Origin of the sequence: Iodidimonas nitroreducens (assembly GCA_000710935.1) — a bacterium.
GTDB classification, from domain to species: domain Bacteria; phylum Pseudomonadota; class Alphaproteobacteria; order Sphingomonadales; family Rhodothalassiaceae; genus Iodidimonas; species Iodidimonas nitroreducens.
Genome location: BAYV01000041.1, coordinates 1 through 12,897 on the forward strand (window position 1 = coordinate 1; position 12,897 = coordinate 12,897).

The 12,897-nt window shown below is 51.2% G+C and carries 7 protein-coding genes and 2 pseudogenes; 2 read left to right on the forward strand and 7 right to left on the reverse strand.

What is annotated here, in order from left to right; genetic code table 11:
- Window positions 1–172: 172 nt before the first annotated feature.
- The 4 genes from AQ1_RS11570 to AQ1_RS11585 form a co-directional block, all read right to left on the reverse strand.
- Complete coding sequence (locus AQ1_RS11570; RefSeq protein WP_081837302.1) at window positions 173–2,779, reverse strand: TonB-dependent receptor; 2,607 nt, start codon at window positions 2,777–2,779, stop codon at window positions 173–175.
- Between the two features lie 28 nt (window positions 2,780–2,807).
- Window positions 2,808–4,385, reverse strand: coding sequence for a glycerol-3-phosphate dehydrogenase (glpD, locus tag AQ1_RS11575; protein ID WP_462687137.1), 1,578 nt, complete (start codon window positions 4,383–4,385; stop codon window positions 2,808–2,810).
- A 90-nt stretch (window positions 4,386–4,475) separates the two neighbouring features.
- Window positions 4,476–5,252, reverse strand: a complete 777-nt coding sequence (locus AQ1_RS11580; protein ID WP_042087460.1) for a DeoR/GlpR family DNA-binding transcription regulator — start codon at window positions 5,250–5,252, stop codon at window positions 4,476–4,478.
- A 28-nt stretch (window positions 5,253–5,280) separates the two neighbouring features.
- Complete coding sequence (locus AQ1_RS11585; RefSeq protein ID WP_042087462.1) at window positions 5,281–6,861, reverse strand: sodium:solute symporter; 1,581 nt, start codon at window positions 6,859–6,861, stop codon at window positions 5,281–5,283.
- 215 nt (window positions 6,862–7,076) lie between these two features.
- Between AQ1_RS11585 and AQ1_RS11590 the strand changes: the two genes are divergently transcribed.
- Together AQ1_RS11590 and AQ1_RS14935 are read left to right on the forward strand one after the other, a co-directional pair.
- The gene (locus AQ1_RS11590) at window positions 7,077–8,753 is read left to right on the forward strand and encodes an alpha-glucosidase (RefSeq protein ID WP_462687138.1); all 1,677 of its coding nucleotides are present in this window, start codon (window positions 7,077–7,079) and stop codon (window positions 8,751–8,753) included.
- Window positions 8,698–9,077, forward strand: a pseudogene (locus AQ1_RS14935) (transposase); the annotation flags it as partial. The gene AQ1_RS11590 and the pseudogene AQ1_RS14935, both read left to right, overlap by 56 nt.
- A gap of 28 nt (window positions 9,078–9,105) precedes the next feature.
- Here AQ1_RS14935 and AQ1_RS11600 read toward each other — a convergent pair.
- From AQ1_RS11600 to AQ1_RS11610, 3 genes and pseudogenes are all read right to left on the reverse strand, one after another.
- Window positions 9,106–9,321: pseudogene (locus tag AQ1_RS11600) on the reverse strand (transposase); the annotation flags it as partial.
- Window positions 9,322–9,353: 32 nt separating this feature from the next.
- Window positions 9,354–10,310, reverse strand: a complete 957-nt coding sequence (locus tag AQ1_RS14685; protein WP_081837304.1) for a RidA family protein — start codon at window positions 10,308–10,310, stop codon at window positions 9,354–9,356.
- A 25-nt stretch (window positions 10,311–10,335) separates the two neighbouring features.
- Window positions 10,336–12,810 carry a TonB-dependent receptor gene (locus tag AQ1_RS11610; protein WP_081837305.1) on the reverse strand — a complete coding sequence of 825 codons (2,475 nt, stop codon included), beginning with the start codon at window positions 12,808–12,810 and terminating at the stop codon, window positions 10,336–10,338.
- Window positions 12,811–12,897 lie beyond the last annotated feature (87 nt).

A 12,897-nucleotide genomic window follows, 5' to 3' on the forward strand; every position in this document is an offset into this window, starting at 1 on the left:
TGAAGACCCCCCTCCCATTAAAAATGGGGGGATGACCATGGGCCAGATCACGCAGCCGCTGGCACATTCCGGTCTTGGGCGGGCAGATGGACTGGTGGCGGATCATCTTCCGATCCGCCCCAGCAAGGCGGCAGGCCCTTAAAATGTATCTGCAAATGCCAGGATCATGCGTTTAGAAACGATAAGCGAGGCTGAAGCGGAAATTCCGGCCCACGATTGGACGACCAAATGTAGCAATTGATGAGTCCGCAGCCGGTCCAGCCAGCAAATCTGTTCGCGGATTGCCTTCGGTCAAACCAATGCTATTGGTCAGATTGTCCGCAATCAGGGTAAATTCAAAATTCTTAAGGAAATTCAGTGTCATCCCGGCTCCAACTGTCGTGAAGGATGGCAAAATGATATTATTGGAGAAATCCTGAAACCGCTTCCCCGTATGGTTCACATCCAAAAACAGGGAGCCATCGGCCTGATCAAAGCTGAAGGCATATTTGGGCCGAACGGACACCATCACCCGGGGAATGCGCGGCACTCTATTACCATCAAGACCAGCAAAGCTGGTATCAGTCAAATCAATGCCTGCACCTGTGCTATTGACATCAAAAGCAGTTAGATCGGCATCCTGAAACGTGCCTTTCAACTTGAGCGAAAAGCCATAAAAGGGACCAACTAAGGCTTCTGCTTCAATACCTTTTGTTTCTGCGCTCTGCACGATAGTGGTGTTAATCAGATTGCCCTGATTATCAAGAACCGGTTCAGTAAAGACCTGATCGGAAAAATCGCTGAAAAAGGCGGTAAAGAAGGCCTGCAGATAAGGTAAATCAATCTTGAAACCGCCTTCGACTTGGAAAATATCATTGACCAGAAGATCTTCTGTTCCCCCCTCACCCAATTCAGCGACGGCCAGATCATCAAGGGTCGGCGTACGAAACCCATCGCTTACACGGGCATAAGTTGCGATCCAATCATCAATTTCGTAATTGGCGCCGATGGAATAGGAAAATTCTTCATATTTTTCCCGAAAGCTGCTGAAAGCTCCCGTGCCAAATAGAATATTATCATCTGCCAACGTTTCCAGGCCATTGGCCGGGATCAAGGGATTGTTTTCGCTTTCATCAAAAACGCCCGGTGTTTCAACCTGTCCTTCCAGAACCTGTGATTCAAATCGAAAGCCAAGATCAATCCGCAAACGCTGCGTTGCCTGCCATTCATCAGCAGCATAAATCGCAAAAACTTCGCCATCACCTGAATAGTTTTCAAATCCATTGCCAAATTGAATGAAGCTGTTCTGTGTGACAGCTCCGATCACATCCCCTGCTCCATTCACTGCAAACAGATCGAGATTGCGTGGCGATCCATCGACTTCCTGCAGAAATGTGGCAACCTGCTGCGTTTGATCGATATTATAAAGGCTGGCATAAAAGCCAAAAGTGAGAAAATGTTCCCCCAGAAAATCAACCGATCGACCGACCTGCAGATCATTCTGAAAATTATCGAAATCACTTTTGACCCCGAAAAAGCCACTCAATGCCAAAAGGCCATTGCCATTATTGCCGCCCGCGCCATTCTGGGCGAAATCAAAGGTCGAGTTGGCCCCGACACCATCCCCTTGAAATCTTAGAGCCAGACGTTCCGTGCCCTCAAAAGCTGCTTGCGCCCGGGCCAATTGCCCATCGATGAAGGATGCGGCTTCAGAGATGCTGAACGGAATAGCGCTGATAAAATTTGTTTCGCCATCCATGAAGCGGGTTTTATTCGCCAGCTTCCAGGCCCCCAGATCATATTGAAAATCACTGCCAACAGTGATCGCTTCATTATGAATGCCATCCGTCAGATCAAAAGTTTCGCGATTGCCTCCCGGCTGTAATAAGGTTGCGAGCCTTTGATCATCACTTACCAAGGTATCTTCATTGGCATCGAGCCCGGGAATACTGGTCAGGTCTCCATCTTCATCCAGCCCTAAAGGGATGGGCAGCAGGAAAAGATTTCGATCATTGATGTAATCCGCATAAAAGGTCACTTCGCCCTTGTTCAATTGTTGCGTGATGCTGCCCCGAATATGGCCGCCTTCATCGCCCCTGAAGCCGGGATCGCGCACCCCATCAGATGCCCGATAAAAACCACCCAATGTATAGGTTGTTCCCTCCGCTATAGGGCCGGAAATAAAGGCATCGGCGCGGAAATGATTGAAATCGCCATATTCGCCTTTGATGATTCCTTCAAACTCTTCGGTGCCTTTTTTCGTGATGTGATTGAAAATACCCCCCGGAGCATTGGATGCAAAAACAGCCGACGATCCGCCACGCACGGCTTCAACCCGGCGGGTATTCTCATCAAGACGATAAAGGCCATCAGGCGTTAAAAAACCTATGCCATGTTCTTCAAAAACGGGCAGGCCATCCACATTAATTTTAGTGAACAGAAATTGTCCCGGTGCGGGAATGCCCCGCACAAAAACATTGGACGCGGATTGACCTCCTGAAGACTCTGCCCAAACGCCTGGCACTTCAGAATAAACATCAGCCAATGTCAGCGGGCCGGATTCACGCAAGCCTTCTTCATCAAATGTTGTAATTGATGCCGATGAGGAAAATTGCGTAACCTCTGAACCTAAGGAAAGACGACCGGTGACCACGATTTCTTCAATGGCACGAATGGGCTGTTCCTGTTGGGCCAGCGCACCCTCATCATTTTGTTGTTGGGCATGCGCCTGTAAAGCCCCCAGCATTAGTGCACAGCTTGCGCCTGAAAGCCAAAAATAGTGATGAATTCTCTTTTTCATTGGAAACTCCCATAGATTCTTGTTTTGATTAAATTTTTAATTGCGTTTCTTGCTTTTGTACGTTGTTCGAGGCCTGTTCATGCAGCCAGCGATCAACGGACTGACGGTCTTTTTCGGGGGTTGAAAGCCCCAGTTTTGTGCGCCGATAAAGAAAATCGACACCATCACGCACCCATTCATGCGCCATGGCATAAGCAAGCTCAGCTTCGTAAACATCAGGTGCGATCTCGGCACCCAGATCCTCAAAACTATTGCAGTCTTCCAAAAGCCGGTCGGCGAGGCTTCCATAAGTGCGCAGATACCGCCGCGCCAAAGGCTCTGGCAGCCACGCGTAACAACCCATAAAATCTTCAAGGTTTCTTTTAAAATCAGCCCCATAAGGAAGATCGCCGCCCGGAAGGATCGCCTTTTCTGTCCAATCTTTTGACGAAATAGGCATCGTACGCCCCAAAGCATGCACCGCCTCTTGCGCAAGACAGCGATAGGTCGTGAGCTTGCCACCAAAAATATTCAGAAGCGGTGCCTTGTTATCCGGCGCATCCAGTTCGAGATGATAGTCGCGTGACACCTTTGAGGGATTATCCTCTGCGCCATAAAGGGGGCGCACGCCTGTAAAGCTAAAGATAATATCCGACCGATCCGGTGGTTTTTTAAAAAATTTACTTGCTACATCAATAAGATAATCTATTTCTTCCTGAGAAATTTCAGGATTGTCCAGATCGCCTTTAAAAACAATATCTGTGGTACCGATCAGTGTAAAATTTTGCTCAAAAGGGATCGCAAAAATGATGCGCCCGTCTGTGTTTTGAAAAAGATAGGCACTTTCATGAGAAAACAGCCGGGGGACAACAATATGACTGCCTTTGACGAGCGTCAGGCGCTTAGGGATATCGTAACCAATCTGGTCTGACAGGATTTGTCCGGCCCAAGGCCCGGCTGCGTTGACGAGTGACCTGGCTTTAAATCCATAGGCCAAAGGCGGTTCATCAGACGGGGCAGAAAGCGCATCAAGATGCCAAAGATCATTATGGCGCCTCGCCTTTTCTACGCGCATATGCGTGTAGATGCTGGCTCCACGGTCCCGCGCATCAATAGCATTCAAAATAACCAGACGATTATCTTCGGTCCAGCAATCCCAATAGCTGAGCGCCGGCCGCTTCAAAGATGAGACCAGAGCATCCCCGGCCTGATCTTGCTTCAGATCAAGGGCTTTGGCTGAAGGAATATCCCCCCGTGCCGCCAGATGATCATATAAATAAAGGCCCAATTTAAGGAGCCAGCGCGGACGCCCCCCCGCTACCTTTGGCATGATAAAGCGCAATGGGGTGACGATATGTGGTGCGCTTTTCATCAAAATTGCGCGTTCCGACAAAGATTCGCGCACCAATCGAAATTCCAGATGTTCAAGATAACGTAAGCCGCCATGGATCAGCTTGGTGCTTGCCGATGAAGTTGCGCCCCCCAGATCACCTTTTTCACAGAGCAAAACCGACAGACCACGCCCCGCCATGTCCCGGGCAATGCCAACGCCATTGATACCACCCCCAATGATCGCAACATCAAAAATTTTTTCAATATTGTTTGTATGGCGCATTGAAGCCTTCATCTTTCGTTTGAAGGCATCTTAATCGATCATAAATGAAAATCAATGGCCATTTTAATGTTCATATGATTGATATCGAGCATTATAGACGCATCATGGGGCTGTGGGACCGCTGACAATAACACGCACTCCATGGCGATCGAGCAGATCTGCAATGGGTTTAGGGGGATGTTGATCGGTAAAAAGCGCTGTTAATTGAGAGACATGCCCCATTTTAACCAAGGCGTTGCGTCCAAATTTAGTGCTGTCGGCCAGCAGATAAACGGTCCGGGCATTGCGCAGAATGGCTTGTGCCACTCGCACTTCGCGATAATCAAAATCGAGCAAATTTCCCGTAGAATCGATACCTGAAATACCGACGATGGCAAAGTCGACCATGAATTGCTCAATCATATCCACAGCCGAAGCCCCCACCACGGCTTTATCTGCTCCGCGCACGCGCCCACCCGTGACGATCACCTCGAAATCCGCCTTATTGGAAGCTTCAATCGCCACATTCAGATTATTGGTGATGATCTTTAATCCATTGCAACGATTGATCAAGGCATGGCCAGCCGCCTCTGTCGTTGTTCCAACATTGATAAAAAGTGAAGAATTATCGGGAATCTGTTCGGCTAAGGCACGACCGATGGCTTCTTTAGAATCGCTGTGCACATGTTGCCGAATTCCATAATGCAGATTTTCCACAGTCCCCGGTAAAGTGGCACCGCCATGATAACGTTCGAGCAGGCGATTATCGCATAATGCATTGATATCACGCCTGATCGTTTGCGATGTCACATCAAATTTTTGTGCCAAAACATCGATTTCCACTTCACCTGTTGCCCGTGCCAATTCAAGTATTTTTTTTTGTCGCGCATTCAGAGTCATCGAAACCCTCGCCCTAATTTCCAAAACCTTAGCGGAAAATATAGACAATTCCCGCTGTGGCAAGCATGAGCAGCACAGCTAGGCTCCAGGGATTGCTGAAACGACGGGATCCCGTGCGCGGAGCGGCATCCATGACATCTCGAGACCAGAGAACATCGGCAATCTCGGAACGATCCCGCGCGGGGGTTTGCAAACTGCCCATAACGAGCCCGATAGAGCTGAAAACGAACAAAATGGGTGCAACATAAAGGAAATGAAGCGTAAATATCTCAAAAACAACGACAGACATAAAAAGCACAATGCCGCCAAGAAGGCCAAATAAAAGACCCATCACCGCGCCATGAGCGGTAGCGCGAGGCCAGAAAACACCAAAAAGATATAAAGCGACAACCGGCGGTACCAGATAAGAAAACATCGTTTGAAGATATTGAAATAACGACTCAAACCGGGCGATCTGCGGTGCCCATAAAATGGCAAACAGCATGAACAGGCCCATAACGATTCGTCCAATCGTCATGAGTTGGCGGCTATCGATGTCAGGAAATCTGGGACGAATAAAATCCATAGTCACCAAGGTTGAGGCGGAATTGAGCGATGAATCCACAGCCGACATGATGGCCGCAATGAAGCCGGCCAAAACCAATCCTAAAAGCCCGGTCGGCAAAAGATCGAACATCAAAGTGGGAAACACCAGATCAGGACGGGGGAGATCAGGATATATCAAAATCGCAAAACTGCCCGGCAAAACCATGATGAACAAAGGCAGCAGCTTCAATGACCCTGCGAAAATAGCGCCCCAACGGCCATGATCCAATGATTTTGCCGCAAGAGCACGCTGAACAATGGTTTGGTTCGTAGCCCAATAATAAAATCCCAAAAGTGGAACACCCGTCAGCAGGCCCAACCACGGTAAGGCGGGATCATCCAAAGGCCGGATGAGGCTCAGTTTTTCCGCCGGAATAGCTGCTAACACGGCCTGCCAGCCTCCTGCCGCATCCAAGGCCATCACAGAAATCACAGCCGACCCAATAAGCAGAAGAACGGCCTGGATACTATCGGTGTAGATGACGGCTGCCAGCCCCCCCGCAATCGTATAAATCCCTGCAACAATGGCCAGAACGGTAATGCTGACCCATAAAGGGAGATCAGGAAATATCATCTGCAATACCATGGCCCCGGCAAACAGACTGCCTGCCGTATCCACCACAATATTTAAAAACAGGGTGAGTGAAGCGAGATATACCCGGGCCCGCCGATCATATCGCCGCTCGAAATATTCCGGCATGGTATAAACCCCCGTTTTCAGGAGCATCGGCAGGAAAAAAAGAGAAAACAAAACCAAAATAACGGCAGCCATCCATTCATAGCTATAAACCGCAATGCCGGTGGCATAGGCATCACCCGACAAGCCGATGAGGGTGGTGCTTGAAATATTGGAAGCAAAAAGTGAGAGGCCGATGAAGGGCCAAAGCATGGAGCGGCCAGCCAGAAAATAGTCGTCAGCCCCTTTGTTACTGCGCGAAAGCCAAGCTCCTAAGGCCAACATTCCGATGAAATAGATGCCTAAAATCGCATAATCAATAGCACCCAGCCCGCCAAATTCCTGCATCAAAACCTCCCCATATCAGCCACATGCCAGCGATCAGCCGCAGCAGCAAAAATCAGCTTGTTTCATTTGTCGCACCTATAATGTTCGTATTTTTTCATATTCGTCAATTTGTGATCTGCTTTTGTTGGTTTTGATCTTGCAATTACAAGCGATTCACAAAATGCTCTGCCCCATGCTGCGACAGTGGCATCGATTTTTTTAATAAGGAGTTGGATGTGAAATCAGGCGCTCATGAGGATTGGTGGAAAGGCGCGGTAATGTACCAGATCTATCCACGCAGCTTTCAAGATAGCAGCGGAAATGGTGTCGGGGATATACAGGGTATTATTGATCGTCTCGATTATATTGCATCTTTGGGCGTTGACGGCATCTGGCTCTCCCCTTTTTTTGTCTCTCCCATGCTTGATTTTGGCTATGATGTTGCTGATTATCGTGCTGTTGATCCCATTTTTGGAACACTCGATAGCTTTAAAAAATTAGTCTATGAAGCCCATGCGCGCGGGCTAAAACTGATTATCGATCAAATTTATTCCCACACATCCGATCAACATGAATGGTTTAAGGAAAGCCGGAGCAGTCGCATAAACTCTAAAGCGGATTGGTATGTTTGGGCCGATCCCAAGCCCGATGGCTCAGCCCCCAATAACTGGCAGAGTTTTTTCGGCGGTCCGGCATGGAGTTGGGACAGCCAGCGACAGCAATATTATCTGCATAATTTTCTCAGCCAGCAGCCCGATCTGGACGTGCGGACGCCTGCAGTTCAGGAGGCTCTGCTCGATGTTGCCCGTTTCTGGCTTGATCTTGGTATTGATGGATTCAGGCTGGATGTTGCAAATTTCTATATGTGCGATCCCTTATTGCGCGATAATCCGCCGGCTATCTATCCACAAGAACCCAGGCCCTATCGATATCAGCGCCATGTTCATGATAAATCTCATCCCGATAATCTGGCTTTCATTGCACGGTTAAGAAATCTCCTCGACTCCTATGGCGCTCGTATGATCGTTGCGGAAATCGAAGATGATGATCCTATTGCCCGAACGGCAGAATATACCAATGGCCCGGAGCGGCTGCATACCGCCTATAATTTTGTTTATCTTGCAGCTAAAGGTGTCCCCGATGCGGCAATGCTTTCAGGTCCCCTAAAAGATTGGAATGAACGCGCCGGCGCATCATGGCCAAGCTGGGCTTTTTCCAATCATGATGTACCCCGTGTGATCAGCCGATGGAATTCAGAGTTATCCGATCAACAGCGCGCAAAGCTCTATCAGGCGCTTTTGCTCAGCTTGCGCGGCACGATTTTTATCTATCAGGGCGAAGAATTGGGGCTGCCCCAGGCCAATGTGCCTTATGATCGCCTTCAAGATCCCGAGGCCATTCGCTTTTGGCCTCTCACTTTAGGGCGCGATGGCTGTCGCACACCGATGGTTTGGAATGCCAAGGACCCTTTTTGTGATTTTTCCACCACAGAGCCATGGCTGCCTATCGATCCCGCCCATCGACCCCTGGCAGTGGATCAACAGGAGTCCGATGCATCATCAGTGCTGAACTGCACAAAAAACCTGATAAACATCCGGAATCAACATCCGGCCTTAAAGCATGGCGAGATGACTTTTCTCGAAACACCCGCCCCGCTTCTGGCTTTCATCCGCTCTCATCAATCCGAACAGATCTTGTGCCTTTTCAATCTCGGCAACAAACCCGCACAAATTCATAAGGATGTCCTAAGCCTGTCTGATAAGATCGTGATCCCACTGTTATGCCATCAGCAAACTGACATGAGCCAGAATGTTTTGGAACTCCCGCCTGCCAGTTGGATCTTTTGCCGAACTGACAGTGCGCGACTGGCAAAGCCGGGCGCTGAAGCGGATGTGTCCCATCGTGATTTTTGACGCTCTGCGGGTTAAAATCCGTGATGCCGATAGCCGAATGGTGAAAAACAAGGCGGTTTACGTGGCCTTGGGCGTCACCCGTGACGGGGTGCGTGAGGTTTTGGGTCTGTGGGTTGCTGAAAGTTGGAGGGATCAGGAAACGATCCGGGGGATCGTTTCCCCCGACAACGGTGCCAAGTTCTGGTTATCAGTGATGAATTAGCTAAAGAGCCGGGCGTCCAGGACATCCTGATCGCGGTCGTGGACGGGCTGAAGTGCTTTCCCGAGGCCATCACCGCCGCCTTCCCGGAGGCCACGGTTCAGACTTGCGTTCGCCATTGTCTCTCGGGCCAATGGCGGAAATGGTCTCACCATCCAGCATCTGCTTGGCCAAAAGCCTCTTCAGCTTTGCATTCTCATCCTCCAACGCCTTCAGCCGTTTGGCGTCCGAAACGTCCATCCCGCCGTACTTGCTCTTCCGCTTGTAAAAGGTGCTTTTCCCAATCCCGTGGCGCCGGCAAACTTCCGCCGTCAGCGCACCCGCCTCCTGCTCCTTGAGCATCTTGATGATCTGATCCTCTCTGAACATGCTCTTTCAGTTTTTGCTGTTTGATGGTGAAATCAATGAGGGGCGGCGATGATCAGATCGAACATGATTTTCGCCCCCTTCATGGGCAGGGCATTGACCCCGATGGCCGAGCTGCATGGCCGCCAGCCTTCCAGATAGCGCCCCATTTCGCGGCCGCTGAAATCTTCGGTGTAGAAAGAAACGATGCGGATGATGCGGCTTTTGTCCGCCCCGATACCCGTTAGAATCTGATCGATATTCTGTGTGGCCATCCGCACCTGCGCATCGAAATCGTCGGGCAGGGGGGATAAAGGTTCATCCTGATTCAAAGGGGCGGCGGTGATCCCCGATAAAAAGATCATATCCGTTCCGGCATCGATGCGAATGCCCGGCGCAAAGATCATGCTATCGGCAAGAGCGGGGCGCGTGTGAATGACATCGATATCGTTCATCTTTCCATTCCTTTTGGGATCAGCCTTGGCAGCGGGATGCGATGGGGGGGCAATGGCCATCAGCTCGATTTCAAGGAGCGAGTTGGGGGCGCTCAAACGTCTGATTTCAATGGCGGAAAGGGCGGGATGCCAATCGCCAAAATAGCGGCGCAGCACAGTAAGGATGGCCGGGTAATCGGCCATCGCGCGCACATAAATCAAGGCATGAAGCACATGATTCCATGAAAGCCCGGCGATGCGCAGCACCTCATCAAGATTGCGCAGGGTCATATGGGTTTGGGCGGTGATATCATCGGGCAGAATTTCATCGCGCGGCTGATGGGGATGGTGATGATAAAGATCGAGGGCCGCAGCTCCCGATAAAAACACCATATCCGCTGCAGCATCGGCCTTCACCCATGTGCCCGTGGCCGATCCGGGGATGGGGTCTTGTCGGTCGTCTCCAGAAGAGGGGGCGGCTTTCACCGCCACCCCGCTGGCTGATAGGATCAGGCTTCCACCCAAAACCCCGTTAAACAGATTTGAGAGAAACCCGCGTCTGTCGGCTCTTGGGTTCATGATGGCCTGATCCCTTTATTTCGCATCAGAAACGATAGGTGACATTCCCGCCCCAGGTGCGCGGACGGCCAAACATGGTGGGACGATCCACGGTATTGGGCTGCGGCGGTCCGATATTGAGAATTTCCTCTTCCTCGAACAGATTTTGTACCCAAAGGGAAGCAAGCCAGTTCGTATCGGCGGATTCCCATGTCAGGCGCGAGCCAAAGATATGGGCACTGGGGCGCATCCGCATGGGCTTTGAGCTATCGCCCACCTGCGTCAGTTCGCGATTGATGATGTCATCCCAGGCATTGCCCCGACCGCGATAATCCCCGCGCAAGGTAAGCACCGAACCATCATCGAGATCGAAATTATATTCGGCTGCAATGGTGGTGGTCCATCTTGGGGCATTATCAAGGCGGAAGCCATCGGTGGCATCGGGAACCCCGTCGCCGGTGATATCCACATCGGCAGTCAATTCGGGATCTTGCAGTGCGCCGCCGATTTCAAGGCGCAGATTGGGGGTGATGAGGAAGGTGCCCTCCACTTCCACACCCAAGGTCCGGGCGCTGCCGGCATTGGTGATGATCTGGAAAAAGCCTTGTGCCGTGTCGCGGAACTGCAGCAATTGCAGATCATTATAATCGAGCCAGAAAGCGGTGACGCTTAAACGCGCTCGATTGCCAAAACTGCCGCGCCAGCCAAGCTCGTAATTATTCGATGTTTCTTCATCAAAGGGAACAGTAGCGGCTTCTGAAGTGGGTGGTTCGACCTGAAAACCGCCAGCCTTATAGCCCTGGGAAAATTGGGCATAAAACATATGCTCGTCATTCAGCCGGTATTCGGCGGTGGCTTTCATCATCAGATCTTCCCAGCTATCTGTGACGACAACGGGCGTGGAAAAGCCGACCGGATTGGCGGCATTGCCGCAGGTGAACTGGAAGGGCGGATTGAAATTACAGCCTTGGATCTGGGCAATCGGGCCGCCAAAGCCAAAGGCAGTGTGGACGATCGTGCCGTCTTTTTCATCCCGCGCCCAGCGGGCCCCGAAGGTCAGATTGAGCTTTTCCGTCACGTCATAGCTTAATTCACCGAAAATACCGATGCTATCGGTGGAGGTGGTGGTGAATTTGGTATCGCGGGTATCGGGCCGTCCGGCGGCACCATTTTGGAAAAACTGATTTTCGCTGAACCAGTCATGATCATCGGTGAGATACATGGCACCGGCCAGCCAACGAAAACGATTGCCCGTGCCGTGATTATCGATCCGCACTTCTTCGGTAAAGATATCGGCGGTTTGGGTGCCAGCCTGAAACAGCACATTTTCCGGGGTGCCATGGGCATCCTGCAGTTGATCCACATCGCCATCCACATAGCCGGTTACCGATGTGATATTATAGCCATCGGCCACTTCCCAGCTTATTTCGCCGGTCAGATTGATCATTTCCCGCTTGAGGAAGAAATCGCCTTCGGAAATCTCGGTTTTCCAAGGGTCGCAGGGATCAAAGAAGGTTTGCGCCCAGGCCGGATGACCCGGCGGTGCAAATTGTGCGCGCAAGGCCCCATCAGACCCGGCGATGACCTGAGGCACCGAACAATCCCGTGAGCGCCGCACCGGGGCTTCGTCATCGTCCTTGTTGTATTCCGCTTTCAGATAGATGCTCAGGCGTTCGGTCGGCTCCATCAGCAAAGAACCGCGAATGGCGATATTTTCCTGTCCATCCAATCCTTTGCCGGTGGAAACCGATTCGGTATAGCCATCGAATGTATCGAAATTATACGCGATGCGCGCGGCGATCTTTTCCGATAGCGGCACATTGATATAGCCATCGGTTTCATAGCGTTCATGGCTGCCTGCGCCAACGGTCAGCCGCCCGGAAAGATCAAATGTCGGGCGTTGGCTCACCAGATGGACCAGACCCGCCGAGGCATTCCGGCCAAAGGATGTGCCCTGTGGCCCGCGCAGCACTTCCACACGCTGCATATCGAACATGGCCGGATTTTTCAGGATATCTTTTGAAATCGGCACATCATCGATGACGGTGAGAATGGCGGACTCAAGTGAACTGCCCTCGGTGCGGGAACTGATGCCCCGGATGCTGTATTCCGGCTGGGTTTTATTGAAGCCGACAAAGGTGGCACCGGGCGTATTCTGGATCACGTCATCGGCGGTTTCGATGCGCTGTTTGATCATATAATCGGCGGTCATGGCCGTCACTGAAACCGGCGCATCCTGCACCCGGCGCGCATAGCGCTGGGCGGTGATGGTGATTTCCTCAAGGCCCTCAAAAACCACCGGTGCTGAAGGGCTATCGGTTTGGGCATCAGCCTGTGATTCCGTTTGGGCAAAGGATTGCGTGGGCAAAGCTAAGCTCAGCAGGCCGATGGATAGAGCGATCAGCGATGCGCCTGAGAGGGTTTTGGCGGGCCAGCGTTGTGTAGCTCGGCTTTGAGTGGCCCAGCTTTGTGAGACTATGGCTTTATGCGGATCGTGGGACTTTATCGTTTTGATAGGCATAGATGATACTCCCCGAGGTTCAGTTTAACTTTTCCAAGCCTTCTGGCCCTTGTCGTCCATGCGGTCACACCGTCTTTTGCGGCATCT